The 18,976-nt window shown below is 75.2% G+C and carries 16 protein-coding genes; 11 read left to right on the forward strand and 5 right to left on the reverse strand.

The annotated features are described in order from the left end of the window. Positions 1 to 448: 448 nt before the first annotated feature. From AC068A_RS12090 to AC068A_RS12115, 6 genes are read left to right on the forward strand one after another with little or no spacing between them, the layout of a single operon-like run. A complete protein-coding gene (locus AC068A_RS12090; RefSeq protein WP_478583983.1) occupies positions 449 to 1,537 on the forward strand; it encodes a 3-oxoacyl-ACP synthase III family protein in 1,089 nt (362 codons plus the stop codon). A 6-nt stretch (positions 1,538 to 1,543) separates the two neighbouring features. After that, positions 1,544 to 2,431 carry a hypothetical protein gene (locus tag AC068A_RS12095; RefSeq protein WP_478583985.1) on the forward strand — a complete coding sequence of 296 codons (888 nt, stop codon included), beginning with the start codon at positions 1,544 to 1,546 and terminating at the stop codon, positions 2,429 to 2,431. Between the two features lie 5 nt (positions 2,432 to 2,436). After that, positions 2,437 to 4,752: an AMP-binding protein gene (locus AC068A_RS12100; protein WP_478583987.1), complete on the forward strand. Its 2,316-nt coding sequence runs from the start codon at positions 2,437 to 2,439 to the stop codon at positions 4,750 to 4,752. Then, entirely contained in the window at positions 4,749 to 5,987 is a 1,239-nt protein-coding gene (locus AC068A_RS12105; protein ID WP_478583989.1) for an NAD-dependent epimerase/dehydratase family protein, read from the forward strand. Before AC068A_RS12100 ends, AC068A_RS12105 begins: the two co-directional genes overlap by 4 nt. Continuing rightward, positions 5,984 to 9,721, forward strand: coding sequence for an amino acid adenylation domain-containing protein (locus tag AC068A_RS12110; protein ID WP_478583991.1), 3,738 nt, complete (start codon positions 5,984 to 5,986; stop codon positions 9,719 to 9,721). Before AC068A_RS12105 ends, AC068A_RS12110 begins: the two co-directional genes overlap by 4 nt. Further along, on the forward strand, positions 9,718 to 10,446 hold the full coding sequence (locus AC068A_RS12115; protein ID WP_478583993.1) for a formyltransferase family protein: 729 nt from the start codon (positions 9,718 to 9,720) through the stop codon (positions 10,444 to 10,446). The genes AC068A_RS12110 and AC068A_RS12115 overlap by 4 nt, the downstream gene beginning before the upstream one ends. 42 nt (positions 10,447 to 10,488) lie before the next feature. On the opposite strand, the gene AC068A_RS12120 is transcribed toward AC068A_RS12115, so the two are convergent. Then, positions 10,489 to 11,004, reverse strand: coding sequence for a carboxymuconolactone decarboxylase family protein (locus AC068A_RS12120; protein ID WP_478583995.1), 516 nt, complete (start codon positions 11,002 to 11,004; stop codon positions 10,489 to 10,491). 139 nt (positions 11,005 to 11,143) lie between these two features. Next, positions 11,144 to 12,535: a serine hydrolase domain-containing protein gene (locus tag AC068A_RS12125; protein ID WP_478583997.1), complete on the reverse strand. Its 1,392-nt coding sequence runs from the start codon at positions 12,533 to 12,535 to the stop codon at positions 11,144 to 11,146. A gap of 227 nt (positions 12,536 to 12,762) precedes the next feature. Between AC068A_RS12125 and AC068A_RS12130 the strand changes: the two genes are divergently transcribed. From AC068A_RS12130 to AC068A_RS12150, 5 genes are all read left to right on the forward strand, one after another. Continuing rightward, the gene (locus AC068A_RS12130) at positions 12,763 to 13,224 is read left to right on the forward strand and encodes a YbhB/YbcL family Raf kinase inhibitor-like protein (protein ID WP_478583999.1); all 462 of its coding nucleotides are present in this window, start codon (positions 12,763 to 12,765) and stop codon (positions 13,222 to 13,224) included. A 339-nt stretch (positions 13,225 to 13,563) separates the two neighbouring features. Then, positions 13,564 to 14,160 carry a TetR/AcrR family transcriptional regulator gene (locus AC068A_RS12135; RefSeq protein WP_478584001.1) on the forward strand — a complete coding sequence of 199 codons (597 nt, stop codon included), beginning with the start codon at positions 13,564 to 13,566 and terminating at the stop codon, positions 14,158 to 14,160. Continuing rightward, positions 14,161 to 15,102: an SDR family oxidoreductase gene (locus tag AC068A_RS12140; protein ID WP_478584002.1), complete on the forward strand. Its 942-nt coding sequence runs from the start codon at positions 14,161 to 14,163 to the stop codon at positions 15,100 to 15,102. Positions 15,103 to 15,314: 212 nt separating this feature from the next. Next, positions 15,315 to 15,689: a VOC family protein gene (locus AC068A_RS12145; RefSeq protein WP_478584004.1), complete on the forward strand. Its 375-nt coding sequence runs from the start codon at positions 15,315 to 15,317 to the stop codon at positions 15,687 to 15,689. Beyond that, a complete protein-coding gene (locus tag AC068A_RS12150; RefSeq protein WP_478584006.1) occupies positions 15,686 to 16,558 on the forward strand; it encodes a thioesterase II family protein in 873 nt (290 codons plus the stop codon). Before AC068A_RS12145 ends, AC068A_RS12150 begins: the two co-directional genes overlap by 4 nt. Positions 16,559 to 16,647: 89 nt before the next feature. On the opposite strand, the gene AC068A_RS12155 is transcribed toward AC068A_RS12150, so the two are convergent. From AC068A_RS12155 to AC068A_RS12165, 3 genes are all read right to left on the reverse strand, one after another. After that, positions 16,648 to 16,890: a hypothetical protein gene (locus tag AC068A_RS12155; RefSeq protein ID WP_478584008.1), complete on the reverse strand. Its 243-nt coding sequence runs from the start codon at positions 16,888 to 16,890 to the stop codon at positions 16,648 to 16,650. Continuing rightward, a complete protein-coding gene (locus tag AC068A_RS12160) occupies positions 16,887 to 17,528 on the reverse strand; it encodes a TNT domain-containing protein (protein ID WP_478584222.1) in 642 nt (213 codons plus the stop codon). The genes AC068A_RS12155 and AC068A_RS12160 overlap by 4 nt, the downstream gene beginning before the upstream one ends. 166 nt (positions 17,529 to 17,694) lie before the next feature. After that, entirely contained in the window at positions 17,695 to 18,660 is a 966-nt protein-coding gene (locus tag AC068A_RS12165; protein ID WP_478584010.1) for a lysostaphin resistance A-like protein, read from the reverse strand. Between the last annotated feature and the right edge of the window lie 316 nt (positions 18,661 to 18,976).

Here is an 18,976-nt window from a genome sequence, read left to right on the forward strand (position 1 = left end):
TGCGCGCCTTTGCGGGTGCCGGAGCCTGGCGGATGTGTCAAGCCCCTTGCGGGTGTCAAGGACCTTGCAGGCGCCATCACCTTGTAGATGTCAGGGCCCAGTCAAGGCGGACCGGGTGATTCCGGACATCTTTTCGCCGCCGGCCCGCCGCGCCGTCGCTCCCGCCGTGGCGCGGACGGGCCGGGGCGATCCCCGTCCCGCTGACGGAGACCGGCGCGCCGGCCCCGCGCACCGGCCCGAAAGCCCGGCCGACCGACGAGAACCGGCCCTGCGGGGGATTGGCTGATATTCGATCGGACGCTGCCGTTCCGGCCGCCTCCGGCCCCGGCTCGGAAAATCCGTACGCTACGGTAACTTCGCTGTCACCGACAGTGTTGTTTAAACCCCTCTGCCATTTCCCGACCGGTGCCCGCATGCGGGCACCGGCGGATCGCCATGGAGGGCGAATATGCGTACCACCGAGCGCCGCAGCCGAATAGAGGCCCTCGGCGCCTTTCTTCCCGCGGGATCGCAGACCAACGACGAACTCCGCGCTGAAGCCCCGGGCCTCGGCGACGCGGACGTCGAACGGATCACCGGGATCGCCGAGCGCCGCGTCCACGACCCCGACCCGGCCGCCGGGGAGGACTGCTTCGCGATGGCCCTGGCCGCCGCCCGCGACTGCCTGGCCGCCTCCCGCCATCGCGCCGCCGACCTCGACGTCGTCATCAGCGCCTCGATCACCCGGGTCAAGGACGGCGGCCGCTTCCACTTCGAGCCGTCCTTCGCCGGCATGCTGGCCGGCGAGCTGGGCGCCCGTCCCGGCATCATCAGCTTTGACGTGTCCAACGCCTGCGCCGGCATGATGACCGGGGTCTGGCTCCTCGACCGCATGATCCGCTCCGGCGCGGTGCGCAGCGGCATGGTCGTCAGCGGCGAGCAGGCCACCCGTGTCGCCCGCACCGCGGCCCGCGAGCTCACCGACTCCTACGACCCGCAGTTCGCCTCCCTCTCGGTCGGCGACTCGGCGGCCGCGGTCATCCTCGACGAATCGACCGACCCCGCCGACCGCATCCACTACATCGAGCTCATGACCTGCTCGGAATACTCCCACCTGTGCATGGGCATGCCGAGCGACCGCAGCCAGGGAATCGGCCTCTACACCGACGACAAGAAGATGCACGACCGCGACCGGCTCAAACTGTGGCCGAGATTCCATGAGGATTTCCTCGCCAAGAACGGCCGCCGTTTCGCCGACGAGGAATTCGACTACGTCATTCACCACCAGGTCGGCACGCGGTTCATCGACTACGCCAACCAGACCGCCGAGGCCGAGTTCGGCACCCCCATGCCGGCCTCCCTCCAGGTGGTCGAGCGGTTCGGCAACACCGCCACCACCTCCCACTTCCTCACCCTGCGCGAGCACCTGCGGAGCAACGGACGGGCCATGCCCGACCACGCCCGCAGCGGAGCCGGAGCCCGGTACCTGATGGTGCCCGCCGCCTCCGGCGTCGTCACCGGAGCCCTGTCCGCCACCATCACGAACGCCGGGGTGTGAGCCGCCATGGGCATCGTCATCACCGCCGCCGCCACCGCGGCCCACACCGACCCGGCCACCCCGGCCACCCCGGCCACCCCGGCCTCCGCCGTCGACCTCGCCAGCCGCGCGGCCCGCAGCTGCCTGGACAGCGCCCGCGTCTCCCCGTCCGGGGTCGGAGTCCTCGTCAACGTCGGCGTCTACCGCGAGCACAACACCTTCGAGCCGGCCCTGTCCGCCCTGGTCCAGAAGGAAGTCGGCATCAACCTCGACTACCTCGCCGACCCCCAGCCGGCCGCCGGCTTCTCCTTCGACCTGATGAACGGGGCCTGCGGCGTGCTCAGCGCCGTCCAGGCCGCCCAGGCCCTGCTGGCGACCGGCACCACCGAACGGCTGCTCATCACCGCTGCCGACGTGCACCCCGGCGGGGACGCCTCCCGCGACCCCGACTACCCGTACGCCGACCTGGCCGGCGCCCTCCTGCTGGAGCGCGCCGCCGACCCCGGCACCGGCTTCGGGCCCGTACGCCACTACGGCGCCGACCGGCCCACCGACATCGAGGGCTACCTCGACCTCGACACCATGGGCACCAGCGGCCGCTCCCGCATCACGGTCCGCCGCTCGCCCGGGCACGCCACGCGGACCGGCGAACTCGCCGCCGCCGCGGTGGCCTCGTACGCGCGGGAGTTCGACCTCGACCTCACCCGGACCCTGCTCATCGGCCCCCGGGTGCCGCTGGACTCCGATCTCCCGCCGGGCGCCGCGGGGGAGCCGCACACCGCCGCCCCGATCCTCGGCTACCTGCGCGCCCTGGAGGGCGGCGTCCCGCCCGCCGATTACGACGGGATCCTGTTCGTGACCGCGGGCGCCGGACCGAGCGCGGCCTGCGCCTCCTACCAGCCGCAGGGGTGGTGACCGGCATGACCTCAGCAGCCACCCGGCCGCCCGCGTCCTACCGCCCCACCGCCGACGCCTCCTCCGGCTCCGGCTCCGGCTCGGGCTCCGGTTCGGGCCCGGGCGACCTCGACGCGCAGAGCCTGGCCGGGCTCCTGGAGCGCAACGCCCGCGCCCACCCCGACAAGCCGGCCGTCATCCACCCCGTCATCCATTCCGTCGGCCCCCGCCGGCTCCCGGGCGCACGCCCCGCCGGCCCCGCCCGACCCCCGGCGTACGGCACGCTCACCTACGGCGAACTCCAGCACGCCGTCGAGCAGTTGGCCGCCGGCTTCACCCGGGCCGGGATCACCAAGGGCACCAAGACCGTCCTGATGGCCCCGCCCGGCCCCGAGCTGTTCGCGCTCGTCTTCGCCTTGTTCCGGATCGGCGCCGTGCCCGTCGTCGTCGACCCGGGCATGGGGGTGCGCCGGATGCTGCACTGCTACCGGACCGTGGGCGCCGAGGCGTTCATCGGGCCGCCGCTCGCCCACCTCGTACGGCTGCTGGGCCGCCGCACCTTCGCCGGGATACGGGTGCCCGTCACCCTGGGCCGGCACCGGCTCGGCAGCGCCCGCACCCTGACCGCGGTGCGCGCGCTCGGGGCCGACAGCACGCGCCGCGGCGGCACCGCACCGGTGGCGGCCGGCCGCGACGACCTGCTGATGATCGGCTTCACCACCGGAAGCACCGGCCCCGCCAAGGGAGTCGAGTACACCCACCGGATGGCCTTGTCCATCGCCCGCCAGATCGAGGCCGTCCACGGCCGCACCGGCGAGGACACCTCGCTGGTCACCCTGCCGTTCTACGGGGTCCTCGACCTCGTCTACGGCTCCACCCTCGTCCTCGCCCCGCTGGCACCCGCCCGCGTGGCGCAGGCCGACCCCGCGCTCGTGGTCGACGCGCTGGAACGGTTCGCCGTGACCACGATGTTCGCCTCGCCCGCCCTGCTGCGCACCCTCGCCGACCACCTCACGGCCGCCGTGCCGGGCCGCCACCCGCTGCCCGCCCTGCGCTGCGTCGTCGGCGGCGGCGCCCCCGTCCCGGACACGACCGTGGCCGCACTGCGCCGCGTACTGGACGCCGACGCGCGCATCCACGTCACGTACGGGGCGACGGAGGTGCTCCCGATCACGTCGATCGAGGCCACGGAACTCCTCGGGGACACGGCAGCCGCCGGTACGCCCGCGCCGACCGCGCCGCCGACCGCCGCGCCGACCGCGGTGCGGGCCGGTACCGCCGCGCGGGCCGCCGAGGGCGCCGGAACCTGCGTCGGCCGGCCCGTGCCCGGCACCAGGGTCGCGATCCTGCCCGTCACCGACGGCCCGCTGCCCCGCCTCGGGTCCGGGGCGCGCCTGCCGGCCGGGCGGGTCGGGGAGATCGCGGTCCACGGCGACTCCGTCAGCCCGCGCTACCACCGCTCGCCGGACGCCGACCGCCTGCACAAGGTCCTCGACGCCACCGCGGCCGACGATCCCGACACGGCGGTGACGGGGGGCGGGGGCGGCACCCCGCCACGCACCTGGCACCGCACCGGAGACCTCGGCTACCTCGACGAGGAGGGCCGGCTGTGGTTCTGCGGCCGCGCCGCCCAGCGGGTCCGCGCCGAGCACCGCGACCTGCACACCGTGCGCTGCGAGGGCGTCTTCAACGCCCACCCCCTGGTGCGCCGCACCGCCCTCGTGGGCATCACGGACACCACCACGACCGCAACTGGCACCGGCACCGGCACCGGCCCTGCCGCGGACAGCGGCTGGGGCCGCGGCAGGAACGGCGGAGGCGGAGGCGGAGACGTTCGTGTGGGGCAACGCCCGGTCGTCTGCGTGGAGACCGAGGGGGACCTCGACACCGAGACCTGGCACCGCCTGGTCGCCGAACTCCGCTCTCTCGCCTGCGCGCACGCGCCGACCACGGGCCTGGAGCTGGTGGAGTTCCTCCGCCACCCCGGCTTCCCGGTGGACATCCGGCACAACGCCAAGATCGGCCGCGAGGAGCTCGCCCGCTGGGCCGAGCGCCGGCTCGCCCCGCCCACCCCCCTGCTCTCCCGGGACCGCGCCGCACAGCTCGTCCCGCTCGCCGGCTGGGCGTACCTCCTGGGCGGGGCCGTGTGGGCCGCGACCGCCGGGGTCCCCGCGGCCCGCCTCCCCCGCATCCTGTGGTGGACGGACGCGGCGCTGAGCATCGCCGGGCACGCCGCCCAGATCCCGCTCGCCCTGCCGCGCGCCCGCGCCGCCGGCATCGGCCGGCCCGCCGCGGCCGGACTGACCCTCCTCTACGGCGCGACCTGGTGGCGGAAGCTTTGACCACCCGCATCCTGATCACCGGGGCCACCGGTTTCCTCGGTGGCCACCTGGTCGACGCCTGCATCGACTCCGGCCACCGCGTACGGGCCCTCGTACGGCCCGGCAGCGACACGGCCCGGCTGCGCACCCTGCCCGGCGTCGAATTCGTCACCGGCGACCTGACGCAGCCCGCCACCCTGGAACGCGCGGCCGAGGGCTGCGAGGCCGTCGTGCACAGCGCGGCCCGCGTCGTCGACCACGGCAGCCGGGAGCAGTTCGCGGCCGCCAACGTCACCGGAACGCTCCGGCTGATGGCGGCGGCCCGGGCGGCCGGCGCCCGGCGGTTCGTGTTCGTGTCGAGCCCGAGCGCGCTGATGCGCGTACGCGAGGGCGACCGGCTCGGCATCGACGAGAGCACCCCGTACCCCACGCGCTGGTTCAACCACTACTGCGCGACGAAGGCCATCGCCGAACAGCACGTACTGGCCGCCAACGCACCGGAGTTCACGACGTGCGCGCTGCGCCCGCGGGGCATCTGGGGGCCGCGCGACCACGCCGGGTTCCTGCCGAGGCTGGTCGGCGCCATGCACGCCGGGCGGCTGCCCGACCTGTCGGGCGGGAAGCGCGTCCTGGTGTCGCTGTGCCACGTCGACAATGCGGTCGACGCCTGCCTGCGGGCCGCCGTCACCGCCCCCGCCGAACGCATCGGCGGCCGCGCGTACTTCATCGCGGACCGCGAGGTCACGGACCTGTGGCCGTTCCTCGCGGAGGTCGCCGGCCTGCTCGGCTGCGCCCCGCCGGGCCCGCGCATCCCCCTCCCGGTGGGCCGCGCCCTCGCTGCCGCGGTGGAGTCCCTGTGGCGGCTGCGGCCCGACGCGGGCACGATCAGCCCGCCGCTGAGCCGCTACATGATGGCCCTGCTGACGCGCTCGACGACGTACGACACCGCCGCCGCCCGTCGCGACCTCGGCTACGAAGCCCCCCGCACGCGCGCCGAAGGCCTCCACGCCCTGACCCACTGGGTCACCGCCCAGGGCGGCCTCCCAGCCTGGACCAACCCACCCCGCCCCACCACGCAGCCCGCGGCCGTGTCGCCCGCCGCCGGGTCGGCTCCTTCCCGGGCGGCCACCGCTGGGCCGGCCGGCGTCGGGTCGGCCGCGGCCGGGTCGGCTTCTTCCCGGGCGGCCGCCGCTGACCCACTGCCCCGCACCACAGACCCGGCCGGATCGGCCGCCCGAGGGGACATCCCGCGATGACCACGCACCCGACCACACCCGCCACATCCACCACCGCCCCGGCCGCCCGGACCCCCTCGGCCGCCTCCTACCGGCGCCCGGTGTCGCCCACCGAGCGCCTCTACCTCGCCGCCGGTCAGGCCCGCGGGGCGATGGCCCTGCGGATCGTCGTCGAGGGCGTCGGGCTGCCCGGCCGCCGACAGCTCCAGGCCGCCGTGGACCGGGCCGCCGAGGCCTGCCCCGGCTCCCGCCTGGTGCGCCGCGGCCCGCTGTGGGTGGCCGACGCCCCGCCGCCGCAGGTCCGGTACGCCGCCCCGGCCCCCGCGCCCTTCGACGCCTCCGCCCCCGCCGGCGCCGAGCTGCTCACCGGCCGAGCCGGCCCGGCCGACCCGCCCGGCTGCGAGGTGCTCGCCGTACCCGGCCAGGACGGCGCGCCCACCACCCTCGTCTTCAGCGCCTCGCACGCCCTGATGGACGGTCACGGCGCCCTGACCTGGGTACGGGAGGTCTTCCGCGCCCTGCGCGGCGAGCCCGCCCGGCCCGCCGCCGACCCGGCCACCGACCACGGCCTGCTGCGCTCCCTGACCGCCGACCGACGACGCCGCCGTCCGGCCCCGCTGCCCGGCCGGCCCTCACCGCTCGGCCCCGGCACGCCCGGAACCCCGGCCCGCACCCTGTGGCTGCGCCGCACCCTGCCCGGCCGGCACCCCGCGCTGACCGCGCGGCTCGCCCAGGCCGTCGCCGACACGGCACGGCGCGACACCCGCGTCATGGTCCCCGTGGACCTGCGCCGCCACCGCCCGCACCTCAAGGCGGCGACCGGCAACCTCACCCTGCCGCTGTTCCTGGACCTGCGTCCCGGCCGGGACTGGGCCGCGGCCCACTCCCGGCTGCTGGCCGGCCTCGCCGACGGCGCCGAACTCGCCGCCGGTTTCGAGGCGGGCCTCCCCGCCCGGCTGCCCTCGGCCGCCGTCGCCGCGCTGCTGCGCGCCGCCCAGGCCGTCTCCGTACGCGCCGACCGCCACCTTGCCTCGGCCGTGGTCTCCCACGTCGGCCTGCTGGACCTGGCGGAGCTGTCCGGCGGCGGCTTCACCGCCGCCACCGCGTACGCACTTCCCGTGCACGCACCGCTGGTTCCGCTGTCGTTCGCCGTGGCCGAGACCGCTGCCGCGACCGAGATAGCCCTCGGCGTACGCGCCAGCCACCCGGCCCTCCGACAGCACGCGTCGGCCTTCCTGGACACGGTCCTCGCCACCGCCACCGCCACCGCCGACGCCCCCGCCACGGACCCGAACCGCCCCGCAGCCCCCGACTCCCCGCCCGCACGGGCCGTATCCGGTCCGGCGGCCTCCGCATCCGGGGCGGCGCCTGCCCCGGCCGTATCCGGTCCGGCGGCGTCTGCTGCCGTGCCCGAACCCGTCTCGGAGGCACCGGCTTTCGTTCCGGCATCCGCCTCGGAGCTGACTGACGCAGGCGTACGGCCCGCCACGGGGACTCCTGGATCCCGATCCGCGGCCATGCCGAGTCCGGCGGAACCGGCCCCCGCGCCCGCTCCGGCCGCGGCCGCGGGAGCGGATACCGCCCGGGGCGGTGCGGGGGCCGCGGCCCCCTCCGCCACCGTCGTGGACCTCTTCCGCGCCCAGGCCGCCCGTACGCCCGCCGCCGTCGCGCTCGACGGGCCCGCCGGCCCCGTCACCTACGCCGAACTGGATCGGCGTTCCGACGCCGTCGCCGCCGAGCTGCTGCGGCGCGGGGCCGTCCGCGGGGACCTCGTGGGCCTGGTCGTCGACCGCAGCCCGGACGGGGTCTGCGCGCTGTGGGGAATCCTCAAGGCCGGGGCCGCCTACGTCCCGCTGGACCCGGGCCATCCCGGCGCGCGGATCCGCGACGTGCTGGAGTCCGCCGGCGTACGCCTGACCCTGACCCGGCGCCACCTTGCCGCGGACCTCGCCGGCTTCGTCCCCGGGAGCCTGCTCCGCGTCGAGGAGGTACCGGAGGCGCCGGCCTCGGCCCTGCCTCCCGGGCCGGCCGTCGGGGACCTGGCGTACGTCATGCACACCTCCGGTTCGACGGGCCGTCCCAAGGGTGTGCTGATCGAACACCGCGGGCTCGTCGCCTTCGTCCACTGGATGACCGGCATGTGCCGGGTCGACGCCGGCACCCGCTTCGGGTTCGCCGCCTCCTACGCCTTCGACATCTCCTGCTTCCCGCTCTTCCTGCCGCTCCTCGCCGGCGGTACGGCCGTACTCGCCCCCGACGCGCCGTCCCCCGCCGCCCTCCGGGCCCTCGTCGGCGAACACCGCGCCGACACCCTCGCCCTGACGCCGTCCCACCTCGCCCTCCTGGACGGCGACGGCGGCGGCAGGCTCCGCACCCTGCTGCTCGGCGGGGAGGAGCTCACCCCGGCCTCTGTCCGCTCCGCGTACGCCGCCTTCGGGTCCGACTGCCGGGTGATCAACGGCTACGGGCCCACCGAGGCCACCGTCGCCTGCCTCGCCCACACCGTCGACGGCATCGAGCCGGGCCCGTCCCTGCCGCTCGGCACCCCCGGCCCCGGTGCCCACGTCGACCTGGTCGCGGAGGACGGCGAGGTCATCGGCACCGGCCCGGCGGACACCGGCCGGGTGGGCGAGATCGTCGTACGCGGCCCCCAGGTCGCCCGCGGCTACCTGCCCGCCGCCGACGACGGGAAGGTCCGTACGGCTGCCGCCCCGGCCGACACCGCGGCTGCCGCCGGTTCCTCCGGGCGTGCGTCCGCCGCCGCGGCGGACGGCGTTTCGGGCGCAGGAGGTGCCGCCGCGGCGGGAGCCGGCGCCGCAGGGGCGCGTTCCGTCCAGGCCGGCGGCCTTCCGTCCCCGTTCTCGACCGGGCCCGACGGCGTGCGCTCGTACCGTACGGGCGACCTCGGCCGCCGGCTCCCCGGCGGTGCGATCGCGTTCGCGGGGCGGGCCGACGGCCAGTTGAAGATTTCCGGGTACCGGATCGAGCCGGCCGAGGTCACCGCCGCCCTCGAGGCGCACCCGGCCGTCGCCCGCGCCGCGGTGACGGCCCGCCGCCGCCCCGGCGCCCGGTCGGCGGCCTTGTGCGCGTACGTGGTCCTGGCCCGCACACCGGACAGCCCCGCCGCCCCGGAACCGCCCGCACCCCCGGCCCCGGTGTCGACCGCGGCCGGCCGGGCGACCGCGCAGGCGGGGGAGTCCAGCCCGGCGGGGGAGTCCAGCCCGGCGGGGGACCCCGCGGAGGCGGGAGCCGGGGCGGCCGCCGCGCTGCGCGCGGAGTTGGCCCGGAACCTGCCCCGGCACCTGGTCCCGGCGCACGTCGTCGCCGTGGCCGCCCTGCCCACCACGATCAGCGGCAAGACCGACTTCGACGCCCTCCCCGACCCCTTCGCCCGCACCCCGCAGCCGGGTGCCCCGGACCCGGACACACCCGACACCCAGGGCACCCCGAATACCTCGAACACCCCGGACACCCCGGCCGCCGAGGACCCCGACGGCCTCCGGGCCCGCGTCGCCGAGCACTGGGCGGCGATCCTCGGCGTGGACGCCTCCGGCCTGACCCCCGACTCCGACTTCCAGGCGCTGGGCGGCGATTCCCTCGCCCTCGTCGAGATGCTCAGCGCGGTCAGCGCCGATCTGCTCACCCCCGACCAGGCCCGCCGCTTCACCGAGGACCTCGCCTGCCTGGTCCGCGACCTGACGCTCGGGCAGGTCTGCGCCCGCCTCACCGCCGTTCGCGAGGAGACCCCCGCATGATCTTCGTCGGAGACGGCGCCCTGCTGCGCCGGGCCGTCGCCCACGCTGCCGCCCGAGGCCACCGCGTCGACCTGGTCTGCTCCGCCGACCCGCTCGACGCCGCGGCCGCCGGCCCGGCCACCCCGCACCTGGTCCCCGCCCCGGACGTCAACGCGCACGCCGCCGTCCTCGCCGCCGCATGCACCGACGGCGTCGTCTGGTCCGTCAACAACCGGCAGATTTTCCGCGCTCCGCTGCTCTCCCTCGGGCTGCGGATCGTCAACGTGCACAACGGGCTGCTGCCGCAGCACCGCGGACTGCCGTCCGCTGCCATCGCCTTCGCCCTGCTGCACGGCGACACCGAGTACGGGGCCACTGTCCACGAGGTCGACGCCGGCATCGACACCGGCCCGGTCCTCGCCGAGCACCGCTTCCCCGTCGGGCCCGAGGACCGCTTCCACCAGGTGATGCTGCGCGGCATCCGCGCCTGCCAGACCCTGTTCGAGCAGACGCTGCCCGCCGTCGCCGCCGGCTCCCTCCCGTCCCCCTCCCTGTCCCCGTCCGCCGCCGCGCCGTCCCGGCCGCCGTCCGCCCCGTCCGCGTACTACGGCAGCCGCGCCCTGGCCCGCCTCGCGGACCACCGGCACGACCCGGCGTTCGCCCGGGCCACCGACCTCGGCCCGTTCGCCGCCCACGCCCCGGAGCTCGCCCGCGCCCTGGAGCTCGTACGGGGGACGCAGCCGTAGCCGCACCGGCGCGAGGGGCGTGCGCCGGGCTGTGGGTTGCTGTCAGCTCCACTGCTCGGACGGCTTCACGCCGGGCAGCGGCTTGCCGATGAGGGCGATGGGGATGAAGAAGTTGACCTGGCCGATCGCGATCGCCAGCGTCGTGAGGGCCTTGTCGTCGTAGTGCTCGGCCACGCGGGCGTACAGCTCGTCGGACACCCGCTCGCCGTGCGGGGAGGGCTGGAGCACCGCCTCGACCAAGGCCAGCGCGGCGGCCTCGGCCTCGGTGAAGCAGGGGGCGTCCTGCCAGGAGGCCACGGCGGTGATCCGCTCCTCGGACACGCCGTCCTTGCGGAGGCTGTTGGTGTGCATGACGGTCAGGTAGGTGTTGCCGACGATCTGGCCGGCCCGCAGCTGCATCAGGTCGATGGTGGTCTTCGGCACGGAGCCGTTGCCGATGGCCTTGAACAGCGCCCCGGAGACGGGGCCGAGCTCGGGGACGAGCCGCGCGGGGTTGGGCAGGCGCGAGCCCTTGGTGTTGCGGAGGGTGTTCTGCGCGGTGTTCGGCTGGGCGGTCATCGTGGTGTTCCCTTCGGTCTGTTCCGTTGCCTTCACTGCACTGACGGATCGCGGCGAGCGGATGTGACAGCCAGGGGAAAGAAAATTCAGGACGTTCCCGCGCCTGCGCCTGCGCCCGCGCCCGCGCACGGGCCTGGGATCACGGGGTCGCGGGCGTGGCCGACGTGCGCGTGAAGAGCCGGCCGGCCAGGTCGATGCCGACCACCGCGCCGTTCTCGTCCCGGCTGAAGAAGCCGCGCTCTCCCTTCAGCCCGCCCTCGGTGATGACGTACTCGTCCCCCTCGCCGGGCAGCAGGCCCATGGCGGCCGGGGCATAGTCCGCCGGCATGTCCACGTCCGAGGCCGCCCGGATCTCCGGCTTGATGCCGGCCGCGAGGGTGAGCCGGGTCCCGTCAGCGGCGATGTCGAGGTTCATGGCGTCGTTCTCGTAGCGTCCGGCGACCTCCCGCGCCCGCGTGTCGTCGTACGGGACCGGCTCCGGCTCCCGCTCGACCACGCCGAGGTAGTGCTCCAGCGCCCAGCGGACGACGGTCTGGTTGAACGGGTGGCCGTCCGGGCCGCAGTTGGCGAGCGAGACGACGGCGAAGTTCCGCTCGGGCACGATCAGCAGCTCGCCGAACTGGCCGTTGCCCGACCCTCCGAGCCCGATCGCGCGGACACCGTCCACCTCGCGCAGGAACCAGCCGATCCCGAAGCCGTCGCCGAGGCTGCTGCCGCGCAGCTCGACCGTCTGCTGCTGCATGCGGCGCAGCGCCGCGGCGGGCAGTACGCCGTCCCCGCCGCCGAGGTGGAACCGGGCCCAGCGCAGCAGGTCGCTCGCCGACGAGATCCCGCCCCCGCCGGGGTTGTTGCCGCGCGAGCCGCCCGGGTACGCCTTCCACGGCGTCGCCACCCGCAGCCCGCCGTCCTCGCCGCGGTTGTACCCGAGCGCGAACTTCCGGGTGACGATGTCGTCCAGGTCGAAGCAGGTGTCCGACAGCCCCACCGGCTCCAGGACCAGCGAGGCCATGGCCTTCTCGTACGGCATGCCCGTCACCTTCTCGATGACCCGCCCGGCGAGGTTGTAGGCGGCCTGGCTGTACGAGGCCCGCGCGCCCGGCGCGCCGATCAGCTCCAGCCGGGACAGCTTGGCCACGAACCCGGCCAGGGTCTCGTCCTCCTCGTCGGTGTCGATCAGGTTCCAGCCCAGGCCCGAGGTGTGGTTGAGGAGGTGCATCACCGTGATGCCGGCCGCGGCCTCCTCGTCGGCGAGCTCGAGCTCGGGCACGTAGCGGCGCACCGGGGCGTCGAGGTCGACCTTTGCTTCGGCGGCCAGGCGCATCAGGGCGGTCGCGGTGAAGGACTTGGTGGCCGAGGCGATGGGGAACAGCGTCCGCTCGTCCATGGGGAGCGGGTTCTCCAGGCTCGTCACGCCGTGCGGGGCGTAGAACTCCCGGCCGTCCACCAGTACCCCGACCGAGACGCCGGGGATGTCGAACTTCTCGGCCGCCGCCGCGACGAATCCGCTGAGCAGCCTGCTGTCCTGCGTCATGGGGTTCCTCCGAAGATGTCTTGAACTAAGTGCAAGTTGCTATGGGCATGACTGTAGGCCTCTCTTGAACAATGTGCAAGTACCTCTTCTTCCGGGTACTGCACGCCGCGTGACGCCCCGTCATCGACAGCGCCGGCCGCTTCCGTCGGAATCCGCTGCTCCGGCGCGGGCGAACACCGTTAGGCCTGTTTTGTCGGGATTTCAGGGATTTCAGGCATGATGGGGTGATGGAGATCATGAGCCCTTCCTTCGCCGACGGCGGCTGGATCCCGGTCGAGCACTCCGTCGACGGCGAAGAGTCCCAGGTTCCGCTGGAGTTCGACGCCGTGCCGGACGGGACCGCGAGCCTGGCGCTCGTCATGCACGACCCGGACGTCCCGCGGGACCTGCGGCCGGACGGGAACTTCGACCACTGGGTGGTGTGGAACATCCCGGCGGGGCAGCGGCGCATGTCCGCGGACGAGGGCCCGGTGGGGGTCGTGGGCCGGACCACCCGGGGAACCAACGCCTGGATCGGCCCGGCTCCGCCGCGCGGGCGCGGGGTGCACCGCTACTTCTTCACGCTCTACGCCCTGGACGCGGTCCTGGACGACCTGCCCGAGTCGGCCGGGCGGGGGGAACTGGAGGCCGCGATGCAGGGTCACGTGCTGGAACGGGCGGTGCTGATGGGCCGCTTCCAGCGCGACTGACGCCCGGCCCCGGCCCTGCCCCCGGCCCCGGCCGCCCTGCCCCCGGCCCCGGCCGGGAGGCAGGCGGACCCCGCGATGCGAGGAGTCAGGCGGAAGGGACGGCCGGGGTCGCCGACCCGCTCTGCGGAGCCCGGTCCAGGCGGCGCGCAGGGCGGCGACCTCGCGGTCGATGCCGTCGCAGGACCCCCATGCAATTCCTCCCCAGGAACCTGCCTTAGGCATGGCCCGTCATCGCCTGCACGCAGGGGGCGGCGCGGCACGGGTTGCGGTCGGTCCCACGCCCCGATTTAATAAATGAACAGGCATTTATTAACCCGCAGAGGCGGAAGGCGGGCAGCCATGGCACGTCCCCGTGGGGTCGAGGACGCGGTGATCCTCCGCGCGGCCGCCGAGGTCATGGGCCGGGTCGGCCCCGTCGGGTTCACCCTGGCCGCCGTGGCGGACGAGGTCGGGCTGGTCGCGGGCACCCTCGTACAGCGCTTCGGCTCCAAACGCGGCCTGCTGCTCGCGCTCGCCGAACAGTCCGCGCGCGACGCGGACGACATGCCCGCCCGCGTACGGCAGGCGCACGGGACCGCCCTCGACGCCCTCGAGGCGCTGGTGGTCGAACTGACGGACCAGATGGCCACCCCCGAGTCCTTCGCCCACCACCTGGCCTTCCTGTGCACCGACCTGACGGACCCGGAGTTCCGCCGCCACGCCCTCGTCGTCCACGAGGCGCAGCGGCGGGCCGTCGAGGTCCTGCTCACCGAGGCCGTGGCCGAGGGCGAACTCCGCCCCGGCACGCACACCGGTGCCCTCGCCGACACCGTCCAGGCCGTCACCGCCGGCACCGGCGTGGTCTGGGCCCTCGACCGCCGGGACGCCCTCGCGACCCGGCTGCGCCGCGAGCTCGCCGCCGTACTCTCCGCCCACCGCACCCACCCGGAGGCATGAATGACGACGACGCACGAGGACACCACGACCGCCGACACCCGCCCGCTCCACGGGAAGGTGGCCCTCGTCGCAGGCGGCACCCGCGGCGGCGGGCGCGGCATCGCCGTCGAGCTCGGTGCCGCCGGGGCGACGGTGTACGTCACCGGCCGCAGCAGCCGCGGCGCCGCCGGGCGCTCCGGGCTGGACCGCCCGGAGACCGTCGAGGAGACCGCCGAGCAGGTCACCGCCGCCGGCGGCCTCGGCATCCCGGTCCGCGTGGACCACAGCAGACCCGACGAGGTCCGCGCCCTGGTCGCCCGCATCGACGCCGAGCAGGGCGGACGGCTCGACGTCCTCGTCAACTGCGTCTGGGGAGGCGACCCGCTGACCGACTGGGAGCACCCGCTGTGGGAGCAGGACCTCGACACCGGCCTGCGGCTGCTGCGCCAGGCCGTGGAGACCCACGTGATCACCAGCCGGTTCGCACTCCCGCTGATGGTCGCGCGGGGGAGTGGCCTCGTCGTCGAGGTCACCGACGGCAACACCGCCCGCTACCGCGGCTCCTTCTTCTACGACCTGGCCAAGTCGTCGGTGATCCGCCTCGCCTTCGCGCAGGCCGCCGAACTGCGCGAGCACGGCGTCGCCGCCGTGGCCGTCACCCCGGGGTTCCTGCGCTCGGAGGCCATGCTGGAACACTTCGGAGTCACCGAGGACACCTGGCGCGAAGCCGTCGCCAAGGACCCGCACTTCGCGCACTCAGAGAGCCCCGCCTACCTGGGCCGCGCGGTCGCCGCTCTCGCCGCCGACCCGGCCGTCATGGCCAAGTCCGGCCGCGCGCTGGCGACGTGGTCCCTGTACGGGGAGTACGGCTTCACCGACGCGGACGGCACCCGGCCCGACTTCGCCGCCCACTGGACCACCGCCCTGGAACCCACCCTGGGCCCCCTCGGAGCCCCCCTGTAACCACCGCCCTGTCGCCGCCTGCACCTCCGTCGTTCCTGCCGGCCGGGCTGACTGTTGCTCCGTGCCGCGACCAGGCAGCGCGTCGCCTCGTCGCGCCCGACCCCGGGGTCGGGTTCGGGGTCGGGTTCGGAGTCGGGCGCCGGTCAGCGCATGCTGGGTATCGCGACGGTCTGTCGGACCGTCAAGTACACGTCCGCACAGGGAGAACCACGATGTACCCGCGCATCCGCACGATCACCTTCGACTGCACCGGCGACCCGTACGACCTCGGGCTGTTCTGGAGCCGGCTGCTGGGCCACCCGCTGGCCGAGGACGACAAGCCCGGCGACCCGGAGGCGATCATCAAGGACCCGGCAGGCGGCCCCACGCTGCTGTTCGTCCGCGTCCCGGAGGGCAGGACCGCCAAGAACCGCATCCACCTCGACCTCCGGCCGGAGGGCCGCACCCGGGACGAGGAGGTGCAGCGGATCCGCGACCTCGGGGCGCAGGTGGTCGCCGACCAGACCCGCCCGGACGGCGGCGGCTGGGTGGTGCTCGCCGACCCGGAGGGCAACGAGTTCTGTGTCGAGCGCGGTGAACTGGGATGACGGACGGCACCCGGCAGCCCTGGCTGAAGCGATTCACCACCACCGGCGGCGGCACCGATGCCACCGGCGCAGCGCACCCGCACCCGGGCCCGCATCCGGGCCCGCATCCGGCCCCGCTCTCGGCCCCGGCCCCGGCCCCGGCCCGGGCCCGCATCGTCTGCCTCCCGCACGCGGGCGGCGCCGCCACCGCCTACCAGGGCTGGGCCCGCCACCTCTCCCGGGACACCGAACTGCTGGCCGTGCAGTACCCGGGCCGCCAGAACCGCTTGGCGGAGCCCTGCCTCGAGTCGATGGCGGAACTGGCCGACGCGGTGTGTACCGCCCTGGCCGCCCTCCCGGCGCTCCCCACCGCCGTCTTCGGGCACAGCATGGGGTCGCTGGTGGCGTACGAGACCGTGGTCCGGCTGGCGCGTCGCGCGCCCGGGGCGCTGCCGGTCCACCTGTTCGTCTCCGGCGCGGGCGCTCCCCACCGCGACCGCAAGGACCTGCCCGCCCTGGACGACGAGTCGCTGATCGCCTACACCCGCCTGCAGAACGCCGTCGACATCGCCGCCGACCAGGACCCCTACGCCGTCCCCGAACTGCGGGAACTGCTGCTCCCCTCCCTGCGCGCGGACTTCACCCTGCTGACCGGGTACCGGCCGGCGGAGCCGCCCGTCGCCGTGCCCGTCCCGGTCACCGCGCTCGGCGGCGACCAGGACCCCGGCTGCCCGGTCGACGCCCTGCCCACCTGGGCGGACCTCACCACCGAGGGCTTCGCCTCCCGCGTGTTCCCCGGCGGGCACTTCTACCTCCAGGGACGCGAGGGGGCCGTGGCCTCCCTGGTCGCCTCGGCCCTCGCCGCCGACGCGCGGCGGCAGACGGAGTAGCGGGGTAGTCGCAGCGGCAGCGGCAGTGGCGGCGGCAGCGGCAGCGGAAGCCGCGTCGAGGTCGTCCCCCGCCCGGAGCCGGCGGGGGCTCAGCCGCCGAGCAGGAGGCGCCGCAGGTGCGCGCAGGCCTCGCCCTCCGTGGCGTGCGCGGCGACCGGCTCGAACGCGCCGCGCTCGTACACGCCGGTCTCCCAGCCGCCCTCCGGCCGCTCCCGCAGGTAGACGAAGTCGGGCGGCGTCGGCGCCGGTTCGTGCACGCCCTCGATCCAGTAGTGCCCGGCGGGCACCCCGCTCTCCCGGAGCGCCCGTTCGAGCCTCTGGCGCTCGCTCACGACGCCGCCGGCACCACATACCCGTGGTCGAGCAGCCACTTGACGTTCAACCGCTGCCCCTCCCCGGGATTCAGAAAGGCCGGATCCAACTTGATCTGCCGGCCGCCGCCCGGCTGCTCGAACCAGGGCGCGATGGCCCCCTCCCACACGGTGAACGGCTTGGCCACCTCGTACACGTGGTAGTCGCAGGGGAAGGCCGCGTCCCGGGTGTTGAGGTTCTGCGGGGGCAGGGCGCGCTTGGCGTACGGGTCCCCGGCCGGGGCGAGGTACGAGCCGTACTCGGACCCGAAGCGGTCCAGGCGCTCGCCGGGCTCCAGCAGTTCGGGCGCCTTGTCGACGGTGCCGTTGACCTCGGCGAAGCCGTCGTTCGGCGGGTACTTCCAGCCGCCCGTGTCGGCCGGGCCCTCCCAGTACTTCTTCAGGAACTCGGCGGACGTCAGCTTCCCGGTGCGCTGGTAGTGCCGGAGCAGCGGCCCGACCGGCTCCTGCCACCGCTTCGGCAGGAACTGCGGCCCGAGCCGCTTGTCGCCCTGGAACTCCCCGGTGCACGGGGCGGCGGGGGCCGCTGCGGCGGCGGCCGGCGCGGAGTCGGCCTGGGCGGTGGCGGGCGCGATGGCGAGGGCGACGCCGACGCCCATCGCGGCGAGGACGGCACGGATCCTCAGCTCGGTACGGGTGCGCTCCACGCGGATCTCCTTTGACGCGGTCGGACGGGCCCGCCACACCGTAGTGGATCTCTGACACTCCGTTACCATCGCCCGGCGCGAACCGGCCACGGCTCGCGCCGCGGCGGCCCGTACCCCGTCAGACCACCGGCGGGCCCGCGGCCGGCACCGGTACGGCCGTCGGGGTCGGGGCCGGTGCCGGGGCCGACACCGATGCGACACCGCGGGCGTCGGCCAGCCGGGCCACCACGAGGTAGTACACCGGCGCGCACACCAGCTCCACGACCAGCGCCTGCCACGGCGCGTCCGCGGCGGTACCCGCGTCCGCCAGCTGCCCGAGGGCCAGCGCGGCCATGAACGAGAACACGTTGTTGGCGGTGTGTATGGCGATCACGGCCTCCAGCCCGCCCGTCCGGATCACCAGCCACCCCCACCACAGCGACGAGTAGAAGAGGAGGAAGAACCCGCTCCACCCGCCGAACCCGTGGGCGAGCGCGAACAGCACCGAGGCCACGGCCACCCCCGGCCACGGCGAGCGCAGGAACCCGCCGAAGAACTGCGCCAGCCAGCCCCGGAACACGAACTCCTCCGCGCCCGCCTGGAACGGGATCAGCACCGCGAACAGCGCCAGGCCGAGCAGTAGCTTCCCCGGCTCCGGGGCGTCCCCCGCGAAGACCTCGCCGCCCTCGTCGAGCCATTCCCACAGCGTCAGTACGCCCATCTGCACGGCCATGAGCGGGAACGCGACGGCCGCGCACACCCCGAGCCAGCGCCACCGCATCCGCCCGGCCACCGACACCAGCGTCCCCGCCGGCCGGGAGCCGCACCAGCGCACGGCGAGCATCACCACGGGTATGCCGACCGCCAGCACGAGGAGCCCCAGCGCGGTGTCCGCCAGCGGATCCGCGAGCAGCCGGTCGCCGCTGTCGGGGGCGGACTCCACGCCGAGGGCGGTTCCGGCCACCATGCCCACCCCGGTCACGACGACCAGCCCCACGGCCAGCAGCACGACCACCGTGAGCGCTTCGCCGAGCCGCCGCAGCCAGCCCTGCCGCCCGTTGCGCGCCTGCTCGTGGTACCGCGACCCGGCGGGAGCGGCAACCACCCCGGGCACCGCCCCACCGCCATACGCCGCGGCCCACTCCTGCGCCGAAGGCCACGCCTGCGCCCCGCCCCCCGACGGGGCGGCCCACGGCTGCGCGGGCGGGTACGGGGAGGGGGAGGGGGAGGGGTACGGGGAGGGGTACGAAGCCCCCTCACCACCACCGTCTCCGCCCGGCCGCTCCCGATCCGCGTCCCCGCCCGCGCCCGATATCTCCGCCACCCGAAGCCCCTTCCTCTCCACGCCCCGCGGCCACGACCCCACCGGCCAAGCCGCCCCGGCACCCTAATGGATCACCCAACCCCGACGACTCCTCCAG

This window comes from Streptomyces sp. NPDC043854 (assembly GCF_056436005.1).

Coding starts and splice junctions, on each gene's coding strand:
- AC068A_RS12090 (WP_478583983.1), top strand. CDS start 449: ATGCGTACCACCGAGCGCCGCAGCCGAATAGAGGCCCTCGGCGCCTTT.
- AC068A_RS12095 (WP_478583985.1), top strand. CDS start 1,544: ATGGGCATCGTCATCACCGCCGCCGCCACCGCGGCCCACACCGACCCG.
- AC068A_RS12100 (WP_478583987.1), top strand. CDS start 2,437: ATGACCTCAGCAGCCACCCGGCCGCCCGCGTCCTACCGCCCCACCGCC.
- AC068A_RS12110 (WP_478583991.1), top strand. CDS start 5,984: ATGACCACGCACCCGACCACACCCGCCACATCCACCACCGCCCCGGCC.
- AC068A_RS12115 (WP_478583993.1), top strand. CDS start 9,718: ATGATCTTCGTCGGAGACGGCGCCCTGCTGCGCCGGGCCGTCGCCCAC.
- AC068A_RS12120 (WP_478583995.1), bottom strand. CDS start 11,004: ATGACCGCCCAGCCGAACACCGCGCAGAACACCCTCCGCAACACCAAG.
- AC068A_RS12125 (WP_478583997.1), bottom strand. CDS start 12,535: ATGACGCAGGACAGCAGGCTGCTCAGCGGATTCGTCGCGGCGGCGGCC.
- AC068A_RS12130 (WP_478583999.1), top strand. CDS start 12,763: ATGGAGATCATGAGCCCTTCCTTCGCCGACGGCGGCTGGATCCCGGTC.
- AC068A_RS12135 (WP_478584001.1), top strand. CDS start 13,564: ATGGCACGTCCCCGTGGGGTCGAGGACGCGGTGATCCTCCGCGCGGCC.
- AC068A_RS12140 (WP_478584002.1), top strand. CDS start 14,161: ATGACGACGACGCACGAGGACACCACGACCGCCGACACCCGCCCGCTC.
- AC068A_RS12145 (WP_478584004.1), top strand. CDS start 15,315: ATGTACCCGCGCATCCGCACGATCACCTTCGACTGCACCGGCGACCCG.
- AC068A_RS12150 (WP_478584006.1), top strand. CDS start 15,686: ATGACGGACGGCACCCGGCAGCCCTGGCTGAAGCGATTCACCACCACC.
- AC068A_RS12160 (WP_478584222.1), bottom strand. CDS start 17,528: ATGGGCGTCGGCGTCGCCCTCGCCATCGCGCCCGCCACCGCCCAGGCC.